This is a genomic window from Jejubacter calystegiae, assembly GCF_005671395.1.
Taxonomy (GTDB): Bacteria; Pseudomonadota; Gammaproteobacteria; order Enterobacterales; family Enterobacteriaceae; genus Jejubacter; species Jejubacter calystegiae.
In genome coordinates this window covers 747904-766230 of the sequence record NZ_CP040428.1, presented here as the reverse complement: position 1 = coordinate 766230, position 18327 = coordinate 747904, and the positions used below count along the sequence as shown (strand labels likewise).

At 58.1% G+C, this 18327-nt stretch carries 17 protein-coding genes; 12 read left to right on the top strand and 5 right to left on the bottom strand.

Annotated features, from left to right (window positions below; genetic code table 11):
- Nucleotides 1-29 precede the first annotated feature (29 nt).
- Nucleotides 30-2582 carry a peptidoglycan glycosyltransferase/peptidoglycan DD-transpeptidase MrcA gene (gene mrcA, locus FEM41_RS03635; RefSeq protein WP_138094532.1) on the bottom strand — a complete coding sequence of 851 codons (2553 nt, stop codon included), beginning with the start codon at nucleotides 2580-2582 and terminating at the stop codon, nucleotides 30-32.
- A gap of 167 nt (nucleotides 2583-2749) precedes the next feature.
- Here mrcA and FEM41_RS25030 point away from each other — a divergent pair, with 167 nt between their 5' ends.
- From FEM41_RS25030 to trpS, 12 genes are all read left to right on the top strand, one after another.
- A complete protein-coding gene (locus tag FEM41_RS25030) occupies nucleotides 2750-3538 on the top strand; it encodes a type IV pilus biogenesis protein PilM (protein WP_138094530.1) in 789 nt (262 codons plus the stop codon).
- 146 nt (nucleotides 3539-3684) lie between these two features.
- Entirely contained in the window at nucleotides 3685-4080 is a 396-nt protein-coding gene (locus FEM41_RS03625) for a PilN domain-containing protein (RefSeq protein ID WP_421805395.1), read from the top strand.
- Nucleotides 4061-4498, top strand: a complete 438-nt coding sequence (locus FEM41_RS03620) for a HofO family protein (protein ID WP_138094526.1) — start codon at nucleotides 4061-4063, stop codon at nucleotides 4496-4498. Before FEM41_RS03625 ends, FEM41_RS03620 begins: the two co-directional genes overlap by 20 nt.
- Nucleotides 4495-4878 (top strand): DNA utilization family protein, encoded by a 384-nt coding sequence (locus FEM41_RS03615; protein WP_138094524.1) that lies wholly within the window; start codon nucleotides 4495-4497, stop codon nucleotides 4876-4878. Before FEM41_RS03620 ends, FEM41_RS03615 begins: the two co-directional genes overlap by 4 nt.
- The gene (locus FEM41_RS03610; protein ID WP_138099098.1) at nucleotides 4829-6049 is read left to right on the top strand and encodes a secretin N-terminal domain-containing protein; all 1221 of its coding nucleotides are present in this window, start codon (nucleotides 4829-4831) and stop codon (nucleotides 6047-6049) included. Before FEM41_RS03615 ends, FEM41_RS03610 begins: the two co-directional genes overlap by 50 nt.
- A gap of 360 nt (nucleotides 6050-6409) precedes the next feature.
- Nucleotides 6410-6931: a shikimate kinase AroK gene (gene aroK, locus FEM41_RS03605; protein ID WP_138094522.1), complete on the top strand. Its 522-nt coding sequence runs from the start codon at nucleotides 6410-6412 to the stop codon at nucleotides 6929-6931.
- 56 nt (nucleotides 6932-6987) lie between these two features.
- The gene (gene aroB / locus FEM41_RS03600) at nucleotides 6988-8076 is read left to right on the top strand and encodes a 3-dehydroquinate synthase (protein ID WP_138094520.1); all 1089 of its coding nucleotides are present in this window, start codon (nucleotides 6988-6990) and stop codon (nucleotides 8074-8076) included.
- Between the two features lie 126 nt (nucleotides 8077-8202).
- Nucleotides 8203-9537, top strand: a complete 1335-nt coding sequence (gene damX / locus FEM41_RS03595) for a cell division protein DamX (RefSeq protein ID WP_138094518.1) — start codon at nucleotides 8203-8205, stop codon at nucleotides 9535-9537.
- Nucleotides 9538-9601: 64 nt separating this feature from the next.
- Nucleotides 9602-10465: an adenine-specific DNA-methyltransferase gene (gene dam / locus FEM41_RS03590; protein ID WP_138094516.1), complete on the top strand. Its 864-nt coding sequence runs from the start codon at nucleotides 9602-9604 to the stop codon at nucleotides 10463-10465.
- A complete protein-coding gene (rpe, locus tag FEM41_RS03585; protein ID WP_138094514.1) occupies nucleotides 10462-11139 on the top strand; it encodes a ribulose-phosphate 3-epimerase in 678 nt (225 codons plus the stop codon). The genes dam and rpe overlap by 4 nt, the downstream gene beginning before the upstream one ends.
- Nucleotides 11132-11854: a phosphoglycolate phosphatase gene (locus FEM41_RS03580; protein ID WP_138094512.1), complete on the top strand. Its 723-nt coding sequence runs from the start codon at nucleotides 11132-11134 to the stop codon at nucleotides 11852-11854. The genes rpe and FEM41_RS03580 overlap by 8 nt, the downstream gene beginning before the upstream one ends.
- Before the next feature lie 4 nt (nucleotides 11855-11858).
- Entirely contained in the window at nucleotides 11859-12863 is a 1005-nt protein-coding gene (gene trpS, locus FEM41_RS03575) for a tryptophan--tRNA ligase (protein WP_138094510.1), read from the top strand.
- Nucleotides 12864-12916: 53 nt separating this feature from the next.
- On the opposite strand, the gene cysG is transcribed toward trpS, so the two are convergent.
- From cysG to nirB, 4 genes are all read right to left on the bottom strand, one after another.
- Entirely contained in the window at nucleotides 12917-14293 is a 1377-nt protein-coding gene (gene cysG / locus FEM41_RS03570; RefSeq protein ID WP_138094508.1) for a siroheme synthase CysG, read from the bottom strand.
- Between the two features lie 135 nt (nucleotides 14294-14428).
- Nucleotides 14429-15235, bottom strand: a complete 807-nt coding sequence (gene nirC / locus FEM41_RS03565) for a nitrite transporter NirC (protein ID WP_138094506.1) — start codon at nucleotides 15233-15235, stop codon at nucleotides 14429-14431.
- A 128-nt stretch (nucleotides 15236-15363) separates the two neighbouring features.
- Nucleotides 15364-15690, bottom strand: a complete 327-nt coding sequence (gene nirD / locus FEM41_RS03560) for a nitrite reductase small subunit NirD (RefSeq protein ID WP_138094504.1) — start codon at nucleotides 15688-15690, stop codon at nucleotides 15364-15366.
- The gene (gene nirB / locus FEM41_RS03555) at nucleotides 15687-18230 is read right to left on the bottom strand and encodes a nitrite reductase large subunit NirB (RefSeq protein WP_138094502.1); all 2544 of its coding nucleotides are present in this window, start codon (nucleotides 18228-18230) and stop codon (nucleotides 15687-15689) included. The genes nirD and nirB overlap by 4 nt, the downstream gene beginning before the upstream one ends.
- Nucleotides 18231-18327: the final 97 nt, after the last annotated feature.

The following is an 18327-nucleotide window of genomic DNA, read 5'->3' as shown; positions in this document are numbered from 1 at the left end:
AAACGCCCGTTACGGGCGTTTTTTGTTAATCAGAACAGTTCCTGGGTTTCGCCATTATCGATAATGGTGGTACCGACATCGCGCACCGCATGGTGCGTGGGCTGGGTTCCCTCAATGAAGTACTCATCGCGGCTGTTTCCGCCGTTAGAGAGCTGCCCGGTCGCCCGGTCGATCTTGATGGTGACCACGCCTGGCGGCGGCGTTAGCGGTTCTTCAGGAACCCCTTCCAGAATCACCTTCATAAAGGCATCCCAGGCGGGTTGCGCGGTTTTCGCGCCGCCTTCGTAGCCGGAAACCTGATCCTTAATGGCGCCAGATGCGGTGGTACGCCCCAGATTACGGCGATGATCGTCAAAGCCGATCCACACCGATGTCACCACGCCCGGACCGTAACCAGAGAACCAGGCATCTTTCGAGCTGTTGGTGGTTCCGGTCTTACCGCCAATATCGTGACGCTTCAGGTCACGGGCCGCACGCCAGCCGGTACCCATCCAGCCGGGTTCGCCATAGATATTGGTGTTCAGCGCGCTCTTAATCAGGAAGGTCAGCGGCGTGTTGATCACGTGCGGCGCATACTCTGGCGCCGTACTACGGGAAACCAGATCCTGATTCGCCTGCTCAAGCTGCGGCTGGGGAAGACCCATATTGCGCTGCTGCTGAGAGGTCGTCACATTCTCCACGTCCTGATTTTCCATCACGTTGGATTTCTGGGTATCGCCGTAAATCACCGGCAGATTACATTCAGGGCAGGCGATTTTCGGTCTGGCCTCAAACTGGGTTTCGCCCTGAGCATTAACGATGCGGGTGATGAAGTAAGGATCCACCAGAAAACCGCCATTAGCCATGACCGCATAGCCTCGGGCAACCTGGAGCGGCGTGAAAGAGGCGGAACCCAGCGCCAGTGACTCGGTACGTACGATGTTCTGCGCCGGGAAGCCAAAGCGCTGCAGATATTCGGCGGCGTAGTCGACGCCCATAGCGCGCATGGCACGCACCATCACTACGTTCTTCGACTGACCCAGTCCCTGGCGCAGGCGAATAGGGCCGGCATACTGAGGTGGTGAGTTTTTCGGTCGCCAGTCGGTGCCGGACCCGGCATCCCAGCGTGAAATCGGTACGTCGTTGATGATGCTGGCCAGGGTAAAGCCTTTGTCCATCGCTGCGGTATACAGGAACGGCTTAATGTTGGAGCCGACCTGACGCAGCGCCTGAGTGGCGCGGTTAAACATGCTCTGGCTGAAGTCAAAACCGCCAACCAACGCCCGTACCGCGCCATCTTTCGGATTCAGGGAGACGATGGATGAATTCACTTCCGGTACCTGAGCCAGCCACCAGTTGTCATCGACCTTACGCACCCAAATCTGCTGCCCGGTCTGGACCACATCGGTCACCTTACGGGGTGTCGGGCCCTGCTGAGTATCAGAACGCCAGGGGCGGGCCCAGCGCATGCCTTCCATCTTCAGGGACACGGCGCTACCGTCAGCGATTTGTGCCACGGCCTCTATAGGAGAGCTGGAGGTCACCACTGCCGGCACCAGGGGACCGTAGGTGGGTAACTTTTTCAGTTCGCTGATGATTTTTTTCTGGGGCCAGGGCGTCTCACCGACTTTCCACAACTGATTCGATGGGCCGCGATAGCCGTGGCGCATATCGTAAGCGATCACGTTATCACGCAGCGCTTTTTCAGCCGCCTGCTGGACCTGGCGATTAACAGTGGTATAGACCCGATAACCGTCGTTATAGGCGTCCTCACCGTAGCGCTTCACCATCTCCTGGCGCACCATCTCCGTCAGCCAGGGGGCGGAAAAGGCGATTTTCGGCGCGTGATAGTTAGCGTCAATCGGCTCTCTGCTCGCCTGAGCATACTGCTGGGCGGTGATATAGCCTTCATGCTCCATCCGCGATAGCACCACGTTACGACGTGCGGTGGCGCGCTCCAGCGAGTAGAGCGGGTTGAAGGTGGAAGGCGCTTTGGGAAGACCCGCGATCATCGCCATTTCGCTCAGCGTGAGCTGATCCACCGATTTACCAAAATAAACCTGTGCGGCTGCGCCCACGCCATAGGCGCGGTAGCCGAGGTAAATCTTATTCAGGTAAAGCTCCAGGATCTCATCCTTGCTCAGCAACTGCTCAATGCGAATCGCCAGAAAGACCTCTTTGATCTTACGGATCAGGGTACGTTCCGGGCTAAGGAAGAAGTTACGCGCTAACTGCTGGGTAATGGTACTGGCGCCCTGAGAGGCATGGCCGGAGAACATAGCGACGCTACCGGCGCGGAAGATACCAATGGGATCTACACCGTGATGCTCAAAGAAGCGGCTGTCTTCGGTCGCGATAAACGCCTTCACCATTTGGGGAGGGATCTGGTTTAACTTCAGGGGGATACGACGCTTTTCGCCGTACTGCGCCATCAGTTCACCGTCGGCGCTATAGACCTGCATGGGGATCTGGAGCCGTACCTCTTTCAGCGTGGCCACATCCGGCAACTGAGGCTCAACATATTTATATAAACCATATATCGAGCCCGCTCCCAGCAGGATGCAACACACTGCAAGGATGAATAAATACTTTACGAACTTCACTCGGAATTTCCCATTTCGTTTGGACCGGGCAGTTTATAAACAAACGCGCGGTAGTATAAAGGCAAGCCAGGCGCTTTGATACACCCGTCGTCATTCGGACTGTCTCCGTCGCCCGAATTAGTGGGGGTGTCGCCATATTTCAGAACAGACATCAGGGAGGAGCATTTATGGCGTTCGGTAACTGGCGAATTGGTGTGGATATTCAGGAAGATGTCATCAGGGCGGTGGCGGTCTCACGGCGGCGCGGCGCGTGGTGCTTACAGCGCTGGTGGCGGCTGCCTGTCGACGGGGAAAATGAAGGGGAAAAGCTGAGCGTCGCACTTAATGGCTGGCACCGGCAGCTTCCGTTGGGCTATTGCCTGTGTCTGGGCTTTCCCACCCGCCGCACGCTGCAACGGGAGATCCCGGCGCCCCCACCGGAGTTGAGCGAACTTCAGTATAGCCACTATGTGGCCAGTGCGACCGGGCGTCAGCTCCAGATGGCGGAACAGACGCTGTGTCTGGATTTCCGCCCCGTTCCCGGTGAGCCGCGTTTTGCGGTCACCGCGGCCCGCGCCAGCGATGTGGATCGGCTGGTCGCAAGCATGCGCCAGGCCCGGTTGAGGCTCACGGCGATAGCGCCGGAAGCCTGCGCATTGTTCAGCTTTTTGCCTTTTATTCACGATAGCGATGATGCCTGCCTGGTCTGCAGAACGGCGACGGAGTGGCTATGGGTTCGCCATGCCCGCTGGGGATCGCTTCCCTGTCAGGAGGTTCCCGACTGCGTGACGCTGTGCCAGCGTCTGTCGGTGACGGCCCGGCATCTGATCTGCTGTTCGCCTGGCGAGCTGACAAACGATGAGGTGCGTGAATTTGATCCCTGGCGGGTCCTGTCTCGTCTGCAACCGCCGCTGCCGGAACAGGGGGAATGCTATGCGATCGCGCTGGGACTGGCGCTGGCGAGGCTACCGCAATGAGGCTTATTAATTTGCTTCCCTGGCGCCGCAGTCTGGCGCAGCAGCGCTTGCGCTTCTGGGGGGCGGTGATGTCCGGGAGCCTGATGGCGATGCTGGCCGTTCACGGGTATCGCATTGCGCTCGGCTCTCTGGACTCCCGGCGCCAGATGCTGTTGGTCGAAAGCGATCGGCAACACCGTGAATGGCTGACGCAGGCGCTGGAACAGGCCGATATTCGGCAGCGTCAGCGTGAGGCGCAACAGCAGGAAAATCAGCGCCGGCATGCCAGGCGCGCGCAGGTTCTGGCATGGCGTGATGCCATGCTGTCTCTGTCGGGATTGTTGCCTGACGACGTCTGGCTTACCCGGCTGGAAGGGGATGCAAGTCGATGGCGCATCTCCGGTTTGGCGCGCACTTCCGATGCGCTAAGCGCTCTGGAGCAGGCGATCGGTCAACATTCAGATTTTCGCCATGCCCGCGCCGGGGCGCTGGTACACAAAGGGCCCCGTGAATGGCAGTTCACCTGGCAATTTGGGTTAGGTCATGATGCCGCCGCGCCTTGACGACTGGTTACTGGGGCCGCGCAGGCGTCGTGCGATCTGCGGTTTTATATGGGGACTGGTGATGGTCGGGATGACGGCGCTACCATCAGGCCCGGCGGTGCAGTTGCGTGAGGCCGATCGGGAGTGGGTGCAGCAGCGTATCAGGCTACGTCAGATGTGGTTGCAGGAGCAGGAAACCACTGCGACGTTGCTGCCGCCAGTGCGTCCTTTTTCTGCCCTGAGGCTGGCCCGGGCCAGCGGCGGGCAAATAACGTCGTGGCAGGCGGATGAGGGCGTGCTGATCCTCTCGGTGGATTGGCCGACTTTGCCACGGCTTTTTCGGTTACTGGCGGAAAGCGATGTTGTACTGCGCGGATTTCAACTGGAGCCTGGCGCCCCGGCGCTTAACCTGACCTTACGGCTGGAGGCAGAACAATGAAGCGCTGGCGATGGATGGTTCTGCTGGTATTGAACGTACCGCTTCAGGCTACGCTACGCGACCCTTTTCAGGCGTTGCCGGATCCCTGCGCCGTCCCTTTTCACACCTGGCGCTTGCATGCGACGGTGCAGGGCAATGGGGGGCGTGCGGTCGCGATTGTCGCCGTGCCGGAAGGCTGGCGTCGCCTGTATCACGGCGAAACTCCCTGGCCAGATTGGCAAGTGACGGAGATTGTGGAACGTCGGGTTTATCTGAAATCACAGGCGCGCTGCCCGGCCATTGTGCTGGAACGCGAGCCGCAAGGAGGAGGCTATGGCAGGAAGGAGCCTGATGCTGTTCGGATTTCTCTGGGCCGTCACGGGGCTGGCGGCAGTCCCTGATGAAGTTTCACTCAGTGCGGATGAGGCGCCGGTAGTGCAGGTGCTACAGGCGCTGGCGGAAAGCCAGGAGGTCAGCCTGGTGGTGGCCCCAGGCGTGGAAGGCGAGCTCTCTTTACATCTGACGGCCCTGTCCTGGAAGCAGGCGTTCGGCGCGGTGACCCAGGCTGCGGGGCTGGCCTGGGAGCGTAAAGGCAATCTGGTGAGCGTCTGGCCTGCGGGACGAAAAACGCCGGGTACCGAACAACAGGAAGCTGCCCGTAATACGCCACGGGACAGGCGACCGCTACTGCGAGAGATCTTCCCCCTGAGCCACGCCAGCGCGGGCGAGCTGGCTGCGGCGTTACGGGAATCCGGGGAGCATGTATTAAGCGCTCGCGGAACTATTACCGTAGATGCCCGAACCAACCGGCTGCTGGTGGATGATATCCGCGCTGCGCTACCGCGTATTCGCTCGTGGGTCACCGAGATGGATCGTCCGATGGGGCAGGTCGAACTGATTGCGCATATCGTCTCTATGACCCAAAGCAGCCTGCGGGAGCTGGGCATCAAATGGTCCCGCGCTGCCCGTGCGGAGGGTCGAAGTTCATTGAGCGCTGATTTGTCTGTGGCGGCAGCCAGCAGCCGTATCGGGTTTAGTGTGGGTCGTATCAATGGGCGCCTGCTGGAAATAGAACTGTCGGCGCTGGAGCAGAAACACCAACTGGCGTTTATCGCCAGCCCGCGGCTGCTGGCGGCGCACCAGCAGCCTGCCAGCATTAAACAGGGCAGCGAGATCCCCTATCAGGTCGCCGGTACTGAGAAGGGCAGTGGCAGGATTGAGTTTCGGGAAGCAGTGTTGGGCATGGAGGTGACGCCCACTATCCTGCCCCACAGTCGGGTTCGGTTGAAGCTGAGAATCAGTCAGAACATGCCTGGCCAGAAACTTAAACAGGCTGATGGCGAAACGCTCATCATCGATAAACAGGAAATCGAAACCCAGATAGAGCTGCGGGAAGGGGAAACCATTGCGCTGGGCGGTATTTTTCAGCAGCGGCGCCAGAGCGATAAAGACAGCGTACCGCTACTGGGGGCGATTCCCGTTCTGGGGCACCTGTTCAGCCATGATGGGCGTAGCAAAGAGCGGCGCGAACTGGTGGTGTTTATCACACCGCATCTGCTTAAAGAGGGATAACTTATTGAGATAACGGGCCGGTAGAATGCGATTCATCCGTGCACGAATGGCGCGATATGCTATTTTTACGGCAGATGTGCCTCAGGAATTTGACGGCGGCAGGGAATTATCATACAAGGTGTACCGATTCCGGGACAGGTAGTCCGGCGCTTTCCCTTGCGTTGGTAGCGACGATGGCGTCTGCGGCGGTTTTCGCGCCCCGACGCTGATTTATTCGGTTGCCAAACTACCTTGAGTGTTGAGATAATTTTCAGTCTGATTCTCGAACTCACGCAATGAGGTTTCAGTTCATGTCTCGCCCCCAGGGTACGAATGGGGTGGGTTTATCATCAACGAATTGTCTTACGTAGTACCGAAAAAATGGCAGAGAAACGCAATATCTTTCTGGTTGGGCCTATGGGTGCCGGCAAAAGCACTATTGGGCGCCAGTTAGCTCAGCAGCTCAATATGGAATTCTACGATTCTGATCAAGAGATTGAGAAACGAACCGGAGCGGATGTGGGATGGGTCTTCGACGTTGAAGGCGAAGAAGGTTTCCGCCATCGTGAAGAAAAAATCATTAATGAACTCACAGAGAAGCAGGGTATCGTGCTGGCTACGGGCGGTGGCTCTGTCAAATCCCGCGAAACCCGCAATCGTCTCTCTGCACGCGGCGTAGTTGTCTATCTGGAGACGACCATCGAGAAACAGCTGGCACGCACTCAGCGCGATAAAAAGCGCCCGCTGCTGCAGGTCGATGCGCCGCCGCGCGAGGTTCTGGAAAATCTGGCCGGTGAACGCAATCCGCTGTATGAAGAGATTGCTGATGTGACGATCCGCACTGACGATCAAAGTGCTAAAGTTGTTGCCAACCAGATTATTCATATGTTGGAAAACAACTAATTCTGTTTAGATAACAGACTCGTTCGTCAGCACAAGCAAAAAAGGTACTGAGCGTCATGGAGAGGTTGACCGTCACCCTTGGGGAACGCAGTTACCCCATCACCATCGCATCCGGATTGTTCAACTCAGCGGATGCATTCTGGCCCCTGGCTGCTGGCGATCGGGTTATGCTGGTCAGCAACGAAACCCTGGCGCCTCTCTACCTTGAACCTGTGCGCGCCGTGCTGGAACAGGCGGGCGTTAAGGTTGACCAGATTATTCTGCCGGATGGCGAACAGTATAAAAGCCTGACTTCGCTGGATTCGGTGTTTACCGCACTACTGAAAAAGCCTCACGGTCGCGATACCACGCTGGTTGCCCTTGGTGGCGGTGTGATTGGTGACCTTACCGGTTTTGCTGCCGCCTGCTATCAGCGCGGCGTGCGTTTTATCCAGGTGCCCACCACCCTGCTGGCGCAGGTAGACTCCTCGGTAGGAGGCAAAACGGCGGTTAACCATCCGCTGGGTAAAAATATGATTGGCGCCTTCTGGCAGCCTGCCTCGGTGATTATCGATCTCGACTGTCTGAAGACGCTGCCCGCCCGTGAGCTGGCCTCCGGCCTGGCGGAAGTCATCAAATATGGCGTGATTCTCGATGCCGAATTCTTTACGTGGCTTGAACAGAATCTGGATGCGCTGCTGGCACATGATGAAGCGGCGATGTCCTGGTGTATCCGTCGTTGCTGTGAACTGAAGGCAGAGGTTGTGGCGGCCGACGAGCGGGAAAGTGGTCTGCGTGCTTTACTGAATCTGGGCCATACCTTTGGTCATGCCATCGAAGCTGAAATGGGCTATGGCAACTGGCTGCACGGCGAAGCCGTTGCTGCGGGTATGGTGATGGCGGCACGCACCGCCCAGCGCCTTGGACAGTTCTCCGAAGACGATACCCGGCGTATTATAGCGCTGCTGACGCGTGCGGGGCTGCCGGTGGAAGGCCCGGTACAGATGGCGCCGCAAAGTTATCTTCCCCATATGCTGCGTGACAAAAAAGTGCTGGGCGGCGAATTACGTCTGGTATTGCCGCAGGCTATCGGGAAAAGTGAAGTTCGCGCGGGCGTGGCGCACGATTTAGTGCTGGAGGCTATTGCCGATTGCCTGCCAGCGTGAACAATAAGAGTTAACAGATGCCCGGACCAATATCGGGCAGACAGGTAGCCGCCCGCGGGCGGCTCCGTAGTTGATGCGCTAACAGTGCTTTTTTATCAGGCGTTGGCCTGTGAGTGGGGGTGTTAAATGGATGAGTTTAAACCGGAAGACGAGCTGAAACCCGATCCCAGTGACCGACGTTCTGGCCGCCAGCGTAACGGCGCCAGCCATGAGCGTGATAATGAACCCAGTATCAACGTCGATGATGTTGATATTGATGAAGATGATGTTCGTCCCGGTCGTCGCCGTGAAGAGACGGCGGATGACGAGCCGCAGCGTGAAACTGTCCGCCCCGCGGCCGATGACGACGATGAGCGTCGCCCGCGCCGCCGTAAAGCTACCCCGGCCCGTAAACCTGCCTCGCGTCAGCACATTATGATGGGGGTGGGGATTCTGGTACTGCTGCTGGTGATTATCGGTATTGGCTCTGCGCTGAAGGGGCCTTCTTCTGACGATAACCGTACGGCAGACAGCGGCGGCGAGAAGAATATTGACCTTTCCGCCAACGGTGCCGATAACGGCAACCCGCAGCCTGATAATAATGCCATGGCGCCTCAGGGCAGCGATGCGCAGAACAACGGTAACCCGCAGGATATCTCTCTGCCGCCGGTTTCCCAAACGCCGACGCAGTCCCAGCCTCAGGTCGCACAACAGGGCCAGCAGCGCGTTGAGGTTCAGGGCGATCTGAACACTGCGCTGACCGGCGATCGGGGTCAGCAGAATCAACAGCAGATGGATGTTGTCGCAAGCCCAGGCTCTTCAACGCTGCCGACCCAGCCAGCTACTGTGGCGCCGGTCGGTAATGGCCACCGCAGCACGGCGAGCAGCGCGCCGCATCAGACCGCGTCTCAGCAGCCCTCTCACCGCAGTGAGCCTCGTCAGGAGCGTAAGAAAACGGTAAGTGAACAGCCGCCGCGGACCAGCACGCAGCAGCATGCCAGCGCGCCGAAGAGTACGGCTTCCACCGCAAAGGCGACTCGCGAGCCGGTGAAAGCGAAGAGCGAAACCACTCAGCCTGCGCAGAAGGTTGCGACCACGGCCAGCAGCAAGCCTGAGCCGACGCAGAAAGCGGCGACCACCAGTTCGACTCAGCAGACGGCACCGACGGTCGCCGCTACCAGCAAGGTATTGAGCGGTAACGGCGGTGCGTTGCAGTCCGCGCCTTCCGGTCACTATACGCTGCAGTTGAGCAGCTCTTCGAACTACAACAATCTGAGCGCCTGGGCGAAGAAAGAGAACCTGCAGGACTATGTGGTTTATCAGACGGTACGTAACGGTAAACCCTGGTACGTGTTGGTCAAAGGCGTCTACGCCTCTAAAGATGCGGCGAAAAGCGCAGTGGCCTCACTGCCTTCCGGCGTACAGGCCAGAAATCCGTGGACCAAACCTGTTGCTCAGGTGCAGTCCGACCTGAAACAATGATCGAAGCGCAGTATGCTGTCGGAGCTTCTCCACAGCTGGAGAAGGTATAAAATTGTCAGGCAGCATGAAAAAGAATCGCGCTTTTTTGAAATGGGCGGGGGGGAAATACCCCCTGCTGGAAGAGATCAAACGTCACCTTCCCAAAGGTGACTGTTTGATCGAACCTTTCGTTGGCGCAGGTTCGGTATTCCTCAATACCGATTACCAGCGTTATGTTCTGGCTGATATCAACAGCGATCTGATCCAGCTCTATAACATCGTGAAGGAACGGCCGGAGGAGTATGTACGTGAAGCGCGGGCGCTGTTTTGTGTAGCGAATAACACCTCGGATGCCTATTATGCGTTGCGCGATGAGTTCAATCAGAGCCGCGACGCGCTGCGGCGTTCGGTGCTGTTCCTCTATCTTAATCGCCACGGTTACAATGGCCTGTGCCGGTATAATCTGAGCGGCGAATTTAATGTGCCGTTTGGCCGATACAGCCGCCCTTATTTTCCTGAGGTTGAGCTGTATCACTTTGCGGCTCAGGCGCAGAAGGCCACCTTCCACTGCCAGTCCTATATCGATAGCATGGGTGATGCGCCGCCGGGTTCGGTGGTCTACTGCGATCCGCCCTATGCGCCGCTTTCCGCAACGGCCAACTTTACGGCTTACCACACCAACAGCTTTAGCCTGGCGCATCAGCAACAGCTGGCCCGTCTGGCGGAAGAGCTGTCCGGGCGCGGCATTCCGGTGTTGATCTCCAACCACGATACCGTGCTGACTCAGGACTGGTACCAGCAGGCGACGGATTTGTACAAGGTGAGCGTCCGGCGCAGCATCAGCAGCAATGGCGGAACGCGTAAGAAGGTAGACGAACTACTGGCGCTCTACAAGCCGCTTCAGGCCTTAGCCGCCGCAGACGAAGCGTTGAACAGGAGAAGTGGATGAAACAGTATCTGATTGCCCCCTCTATCCTCTCGGCCGATTTTGCACGGCTGGGGGAAGATACCGCGAAGGCGCTGGCGGCCGGTGCCGATGTGGTGCACTTCGACGTTATGGACAACCACTATGTCCCTAACCTGACCATTGGTCCCATGGTGCTTAAGGCGCTGTGCGATTACGGTATTACCGCGCCGATTGATGTACATCTGATGGTGAAACCGGTGGATCGCATCATTCCCGACTTTGCGGCGGCGGGCGCCAGCATCATCACCTTCCACCCTGAAGCTTCTGAACATATCGATCGCTCTTTGCAGCTTATTAAAGAGCACGGCTGTAAGGCCGGACTGGTCTTTAATCCCGCCACGCCGCTGACTTATCTGGACCACGTGATGGATAAGCTGGACGTGATCCTGCTGATGTCAGTCAACCCCGGTTTCGGTGGACAGTCGTTTATTCCCCATACCCTGGAAAAACTACGTCAGGTACGTGAGCGCATTGATGCCTCTGGTCTGGATATCCGCTTGGAAGTGGATGGCGGCGTGAAGGCCGACAACATTGGCGAGATTGCCGCGGCGGGAGCCGATATGTTTGTCGCGGGATCGGCTATCTTCGGGAAGCCGGATTATAAAGCGGTAATTGATCAGATGCGTAGTGAACTGGCAAAGGTGAGTCATGGATAAGTTTTCAACCCTGCGTGCCGTTGCCTTCGATCTTGACGGCACCCTGGTGGACAGCGCTCCGGGTCTGACCGAGGCGGTGGATAACGCGCTTTACGCGCTGGAGCTGCCTCGGGCCGGTGAAGATCGGGTCATTACCTGGATTGGCAATGGCGCCGATGTGCTGGCGGAGCGGGCGTTATGCTGGGCTCTGAAAGAAAAGGCCGAAGGTAAAGGCGAACCGCAGCCGGACGACGAAATGCGCCGTATGATGCGCAAACTGTTCGATCGCTATTATGGCGAAGTCGCTGAACAGGGGAGCTTCCTGTTCCCGGCGGTTGCAGAAACCCTGGCCGCGCTAAAACAGCATGGTGTGGCGCTGGCGCTGGTCACCAATAAGCCCACCCCCTTTGTGCGGCCGATCCTGGAAAGCCTGGGGCTGTCGGGTTACTTCGAGCCGATTATCGGCGGCGACGATGTCGAGAACAAAAAGCCGCACCCGGAACCGATTCTTCGGGTGGCGGAGCGGCTGGGCATTTCCCCGCAAGCATTGCTCTTCGTCGGCGATTCGCGTAATGATATTCAGGCCGCCCGGGCCGCGGGTTGTCCCTCGGTCGGTATGACTTACGGTTACAATTACGGCGAAGCGATCGCGCTTAGCAACCCTGACAAGGTGCTCGATCGCTTCCATGAACTTTTGCCCTTGCTTGGGCTTCCCCAATACGAACATCAGGAATGAGCCAATGACTAAGCCCATCGTCTTTAGCGGCGCGCAGCCGTCAGGAGAGTTAACCATCGGGAACTATATGGGTGCGCTGCGTCAGTGGGTGAACATGCAGGATGATTACCACTGCATCTACTGCATCGTCGACCAGCACGCGATTACGGTTCGCCAGGATCCTGCGCAGCTGCGTAAGGCGACTCTGGATACCCTGGCGCTCTATCTGGCCTGCGGCATCGACCCGGAAAAAAGCACCATCTTCGTTCAGTCGCACGTGCCGGAGCATGCGCAGCTGAGTTGGGTGCTGAACTGCTACACCTATTTCGGCGAGCTGAGCCGCATGACTCAGTTTAAGGATAAGTCGTCCCGCTATGCGGAAAATATCAACGCCGGTCTGTTTGACTACCCGGTGCTGATGGCGGCGGATATCCTGCTGTATCAGACCAATCAGGTTCCGGTTGGGGAAGATCAGAAGCAGCATCTGGAACTGAGCCGCGATGTGGCCCAGCGCTTTAACGCCATTTATGGCGAGATTTTCCGGATCCCTGAGCCGTTCATTCCTAAGTCCGGCGCCCGCGTGATGTCGCTGCTGGAGCCGACCAAAAAGATGTCCAAGTCGGACGATAACCGCAACAACGTGATCGGCCTGCTGGAAGAGCCGAAAGCGGTAGTGAAGAAGATCAAACGCGCGGTAACCGACTCCGACGAGCCGCCGGTAGTGCGCTATGACCTGACCAACAAAGCCGGGGTTTCTAACCTGCTGGATATTCTTTCCGGCGTTACCGGCCAGAGCATCAGCGAGCTGGAACAGCACTTCGAAGGCAAGATGTATGGCCATCTGAAAGGCGAAGTGGCGGATGCGGTTTCCGGAATGCTGAGCGAGCTGCAGGAGCGTTATCACCGCTACCGCAATGACGAAGCTTTCCTGCAAAAGGTGATGAAGGAAGGGTCGGATAAAGCCCGCGCCCGCGCCCAGGAGACGCTGAAAAAGGTCTATGAGGCTATCGGCTTTGTCGCGCAGCCGTAACCGCAACTAACCAACAAAAAAGCTCCCACCGGGAGCTTTTTTGTTATTGCGAATCAGTGGTTAGAGAACCAGTTCAGCTTATCGCGCAGGGCCACCACGCGGCCGACGATAATCAGGCTGGGGCTTTTGACCTGCTGTGCCAGTTCGCCTAACTGCGCCAGAGTCCCGTCCACTACCCGCTGGGTAATGGCAGTGCCATTTTCCACCAGCGCCACCGGCACTTTCGGCGACATTCCGTGGGCAATCAGGTTTTGTTGGATCTCTGCCGCCTGATTCAGGCCCATATAGAACACCAGAGTCTGTTTTTCAGCCGCCAGGCTCTGCCAGTTAAGCTCTTCGCCATCGTGCTTAAGATGGCCGGTGATCAGGCGCACGCCCCGGGCGTAGTCCCGGTGAGTCAGCGGAATACCGGCGTAGGCGGAACAGCCCGATGCGGCGGTAATCCCCGGAACTACCGAGAAGGGAATGCCGGCGTTGCACAGCACCTCCAGCTCTTCGCCTCCGCGCCCGAAGATAAAAGGATCCCCGCCTTTAAGACGCACCACGCGCTTACCGCGTTGGGCCTCGCGCAGCAGGATCTGGTTAATCTCCTCCTGGGGAACGCAGTGATAGCCTGCCCGCTTGCCGACGAAAACCCGATCCGCATCGCGACGCACCAGGTTCATGATGTCGTCGGAAACCAGCCGATCGTAAACCACAATATCGGCCTGCTGGATCTGCTGTAGCCCTTTCAGGGTCAGCAGACCGGCGTCGCCCGGCCCGGCGCCCACCAGTACCACTTCGCCGCGATTATCCAGCGGTTCATTGAACAGCGCTTCGGTGACCTGGGTAACCGCTTTGTCATCGCGGTTGGCCAGCGATTGGGCCAGCCGATCGTTGACGAAAAACTTCTCCCAGAAGCGGCGTCGTTCGCCCATGGTGGTAAAACGGTCTTTCACGCGCTTGCGTAACTGGCCCGCGTAGTGGGCGACCTGGCCCAGGTGCAAAGGCAGTATCGATTCCAGCTTTTCACGCAGCAGACGCGCCAGCACCGGAGAGGTACCACCGGAAGAGATGGCGACCATCAGCGGGGAACGGTCGATAATGGAGGGCATGATAAAGCTGGCCTGCTTAGGGGCATCCACCACGTTGCAGAAGATACGCCGCGCTTCGGCAGCGTCGCTGACCTGCTGGTTGACCGCGTCATCGTCGGTGGCGGCAATGGCCAGCCAGCACTCATCCAGCAGCGCTTCGTCAAAGGGGCCCTGCGCCAGGGTCAGCAGCCCGGCATTTGCCCAGGCCTGAAACTGAGGAACAAAGTCGAGCGCGTTAACGGTCAGACTGGCGCCTGCCTCCAGCAGAAGCCGCGCCTTGCGCTCTGCGACATCGCCGCCGCCTACCAGCAGGCAGGCGCGGTCACGTAACTGGCAAAATATGGGCAGGTGATCCACGGTGTCTTTTTCCTCATCTTTTATCGGTAATGCTCGCCGGGCTGCGATGGCGTCCGTTGGGACACCCGGCAAGGCAAAACAGCATACCAGCAACCCCGCCCGCTGAATATGGCGCGGGCGGGGAGAGAGAAGGGGTTAGCCTGCGACCTGCTCCTGAGCCTCTGTGCGCTGAGGCTGCGGGCGTTCGGCGCGCGGTGTGGCGTACCAGTAACCCAGCCCCATCAGAATAGCGCCGGAGACGGTGTTACCCAGGGTGACCCACAGTAAATTATGGCCGATCCCTGCCAGGGTGAAGCTGTCGCCGTGGTTACCGAACCAGGAGAGGGCGAACAGCGTCATATTGGCGATGGAGTGCTCGTAGCCAGAAGCGATAAAGGCCAGCAGGCACCACCAGATAGCGATGAACTTCGCCGCCCCTTCGCTGCGAATTGCCATCCAGATCGCCAGACAAACCAGCCAGTTACACAAGATGCCTTTAAAGAACAGCACCATGCCCGGCTGCGTGGTTTTCGCCAGCGCCGCGCTGTGGATAAGGCTGGTGTCTACCGGCAGCAGGCTACCGCCGCCCCAGTAATAGAGCAGCGCCACGAACACCGAGCCCAGCAGATTGCCGAGCCAGGTCTGAGGCAGAATGCCCCACATCTGGCGCTGACTGATGGTGCCTGCTTTGACGCCCAGTGTCAGGAACATGGTATGGCCGGTAAAGAGTTCGGAACCGGCGATAATCACCAGCGTCAGGGCGATACCAAAGGTTGCGCCCATTACCAGCGGACGTACTGAGGGATCGAGCAAATTACCGAGGGTGAAGATGAGGATGATACCCAGTCCGACATAGGCGCCGGCCATAGCGGAGGCTATCCAGAAACCCAGAGGATTGGTGCGGTTGAGGCGGGCAATGCGCGCGGCATTCGCCGCACACAGCTTGATGGTGTCGGTGAACATGCAGTGGTTATCCTTAAGTCAAAATAAAAAAGTAAAAAAGAAAAATAAATGGGCCGGGGATACCCTTTATGATCGGGTATTTCCCCAAAAAATAACGCCCCCTGCGTGGCCGAAGGGGGCGTGGTGTATCAGGCTTTAATCTGTACCTGGCCGTCCTGGACGCGGGCTTCAAAGTGCGCCACGGAACGGCCCTCATCTTCCATGCACAGTCCGTCGCGCAGACGGAAGCGCTGCTTCTTCAGCGGGCTGGCGACCCAAAGGTCGCCCAGGTGTTCGGCAATGATGCCGCGCGACAGCACGCTGGCTTCGAAGAAGGGGTCAATATTGCTGATGGCGTAGATCTGCTCATCCGCACGCGGGCGGAAGATAGCCACCTGCTGCTGACCCACCAGGGCGCAGACGCCGGTGGCGGGCAGGATGTCGGCTAACGGGCAGACGGTGGTCCACTGGCTCATGCGTTCTCCTCCACAAGGGTTACCGGAATGCGTTCATAGGGCGTGGCCGGACGATGCTGCTGGCGCTCAGGCACCACCTGCACATTCGGGTCGCGCTGCGGGCTGTTAATAAAGTGATGGAAGCGAACCTGGGCCTGCGGGTTATTTACCGTTTCGCTCCATTCACAGGCAAAGGCTTCGCGCAGACGGGCCAACTCAGCTTCAAGCTGTGCGTTAAGGCCCAGCTTGTCGTCGATGATGACGCTCTTCACGTAGTCGATGCCGCCTTCCAGGTTTTCCAGCCAGACCGAAGTACGCTGCAGTTTGTCGGCGGTACGGATGTAGAACATCATAAAGCGGTCGAGGTAGCGGACCAGGGTGTCGTGGTCAAGATCTGCGGCCAGCAGATCGGCGTGGCGCGGTTTCATCCCGCCATTACCGCAAACGTAAAGGTTCCAGCCTTTTTCGGTGGCGATAACCCCAACGTCTTTGCCCTGGGCCTCGGCACATTCACGGGTACAGCCGGAAACCCCGAACTTCATTTTGTGCGGGGTGCGGATACCTTTGTAGCGGTTTTCCAGCTCAACGCCAAAGCCGACGCTGTCGCCCACGCCGTAGCGGCACCAGGTGCTGCCGACGCAGGTTTTCGCCATACGCAGCGCTTTGGCATAGGCGTGACCGGTTTCGAAGCCCGCTTCAATCAGCTGACGCCAGATTTCCGGCAGATCGTCTTTCTGGGCGCCGAACAGGCCGATACGCTGGGAGCCAGTGATTTTGGTGTAGAGGTTAAATTCACGGGCGATACGACCTACCTCTATCAGCCCTTCCGGGGTGATTTCGCCGCCTGCGGAGCGGGGGATCACCGAGTAGGTACCGTCTTTCTGGATGTTCGCCAGGAAGTTGTCGTTGGTGTCCTGCAGCGGCGTGTGCTGAGGCTCCAGCACATACTCATTCCAGCAGGAGGCCAGCAGGGAGCCTACGGTCGGCTTACAGACTTCACAGCCGTAGCCTTTACCGTATTTTTCCAGTAATTGGTTGAAGGTTTTAATGCCTTCCACGCGGATCAGGTGGTACAGCTCCTGGCGGGAGAATGCGAAGTGTTCACACAAGTGGTTGTTCACTTCAATACCCTGTTTCGCCAGTTCGGCGTTCAGCACCTGGGTGACCAGCGGGATACAACCCCCACAGCCGGTACCGGCTTTGGTTTCCGCCTTCAGCGCGGCAACGGTGTGGCAGCCTTTGTTGATGGCGGCGACCAGGGCGCCTTTGGTGACATCGAAGCAGGAGCAGATCTGCGCGCTGTCGGGGAGCTTATCCACGCCGATAGCTGGTTTGCCGCTGCCCGCATGGGCAGGCAGGATCAGCGAGTCCGGGTTTTCCGGCAGCTCAATGGCGTTCAGCATCAGCTGTAGCAGGTTGCCGTAGTCACTGGTATCGCCGACCAGTACCGCACCCAGCAGGGTTTTGTTGTCTTCGCTTACGATCAGGCGCTTATAAACTTCTTTGTTTTCATCGAGGTAGACATAGCTGCGGCAGCCCGGCGTGCGGCCGTGCGCATCGCCGATACCGCCGACGTCCACGCCCAGTAGTTTCAGCTTGGCGCTCATATCGGCGCCTTCAAAGGTGCTGATATTGCCCAGCAGATGGTCAACGGCGATCTGCGCCATCTTGTAGCCAGGGGCGACCAGACCAAATACGCGGTTATGCCAGCTGGCGCATTCACCGATGGCGTAGATATCCGGGTCAGAGCTCTGGCACTGGTCGTTGATAACAATACCGCCACGTTGCGCTACGGAAAGGCCGCACTGGGTCGCCAGCTTGTCCTGGGGACGAATACCGGTAGAGAAGACGATAAAGTCGATTTCCAGCTCGCTGCCGTCGGCAAAGCGCATGGTTTTACGCGCTTCCTGGCCGCCCTGAACGATCTCCTGGGTGTTCTTGCTGGTGTGAACTTTCACGCCCATGCGCTCGATCTTATTGCGCAGCTGTTCGCCGCCCATCTGGTCGAGCTGTTCGGCCATCAACATGGGGGCGAATTCGATGACGTGGGTTTCTACCCCCAGGTTCTTCAGCGCACCGGCCGCTTCCAGACCCAGCAGCCCACCGCCGACTACGGCACCACGCTTGCTGCGACGGGCGCAGGCTTCAATGGCGTTCAGGTCTTCGATAGTACGGTAGACGAAGCAGTCCTGGGTTTCGGCGCCTTTAATGGGCGGTACCCATGGATAGGAGCCGGTAGCCATAATCAGCTTGTCGTAGTAAAGCGTACGACCAGAGCTGGAGTGGATAACCTTCTCCTGGCGATTGATGGTAATGGCGCGTTCGCCAACCAGCACCTGTACGCCGTGTTTCTCGTAGTAGCCTTCCCGCACCAGCGACAGTTCTTCAGCAGTATGGTGGGAAAAGTAAGAGGAGAGGTGGACACGGTCGTAGGCGATACGGGGCTCTTCACAAAAAACGGTGATATCAAATTGCCCGGGTTCAGCTTTATCAAGAAGCTCTTCGATAAAGCGATGGCCGACCATGCCGTTACCGATAATAGCGAGTCTGACTTTGCTCATTTTTGCCTCGATTTCTTTTCTATTACCGATGACTTTAACGATTCAGCACCGGTTATTATTGATTCAGATCAATTTCGCTCCTGTATACCCCTTAATG

Excerpts from the sequence above, each read along its gene's own strand:
- FEM41_RS25030 (WP_138094530.1), top strand. The coding sequence starts at position 2,750 with ATGGCGTTCGGTAACTGGCGAATTGGTGTGGATATTCAGGAAGATGTC.
- FEM41_RS03625 (WP_421805395.1), top strand. The coding sequence starts at position 3,685 with ATGCTGTTGGTCGAAAGCGATCGGCAACACCGTGAATGGCTGACGCAG.
- FEM41_RS03620 (WP_138094526.1), top strand. The coding sequence starts at position 4,061 with ATGATGCCGCCGCGCCTTGACGACTGGTTACTGGGGCCGCGCAGGCGT.
- FEM41_RS03615 (WP_138094524.1), top strand. The coding sequence starts at position 4,495 with ATGAAGCGCTGGCGATGGATGGTTCTGCTGGTATTGAACGTACCGCTT.
- FEM41_RS03610 (WP_138099098.1), top strand. The coding sequence starts at position 4,829 with ATGCTGTTCGGATTTCTCTGGGCCGTCACGGGGCTGGCGGCAGTCCCT.
- aroK (WP_138094522.1), top strand. The coding sequence starts at position 6,410 with ATGGCAGAGAAACGCAATATCTTTCTGGTTGGGCCTATGGGTGCCGGC.
- aroB (WP_138094520.1), top strand. The coding sequence starts at position 6,988 with ATGGAGAGGTTGACCGTCACCCTTGGGGAACGCAGTTACCCCATCACC.
- damX (WP_138094518.1), top strand. The coding sequence starts at position 8,203 with ATGGATGAGTTTAAACCGGAAGACGAGCTGAAACCCGATCCCAGTGAC.
- dam (WP_138094516.1), top strand. The coding sequence starts at position 9,602 with ATGAAAAAGAATCGCGCTTTTTTGAAATGGGCGGGGGGGAAATACCCC.
- rpe (WP_138094514.1), top strand. The coding sequence starts at position 10,462 with ATGAAACAGTATCTGATTGCCCCCTCTATCCTCTCGGCCGATTTTGCA.
- FEM41_RS03580 (WP_138094512.1), top strand. The coding sequence starts at position 11,132 with ATGGATAAGTTTTCAACCCTGCGTGCCGTTGCCTTCGATCTTGACGGC.
- trpS (WP_138094510.1), top strand. The coding sequence starts at position 11,859 with ATGACTAAGCCCATCGTCTTTAGCGGCGCGCAGCCGTCAGGAGAGTTA.
- nirC (WP_138094506.1), bottom strand. The coding sequence starts at position 15,235 with ATGTTCACCGACACCATCAAGCTGTGTGCGGCGAATGCCGCGCGCATT.
- nirD (WP_138094504.1), bottom strand. The coding sequence starts at position 15,690 with ATGAGCCAGTGGACCACCGTCTGCCCGTTAGCCGACATCCTGCCCGCC.
- nirB (WP_138094502.1), bottom strand. The coding sequence starts at position 18,230 with ATGAGCAAAGTCAGACTCGCTATTATCGGTAACGGCATGGTCGGCCAT.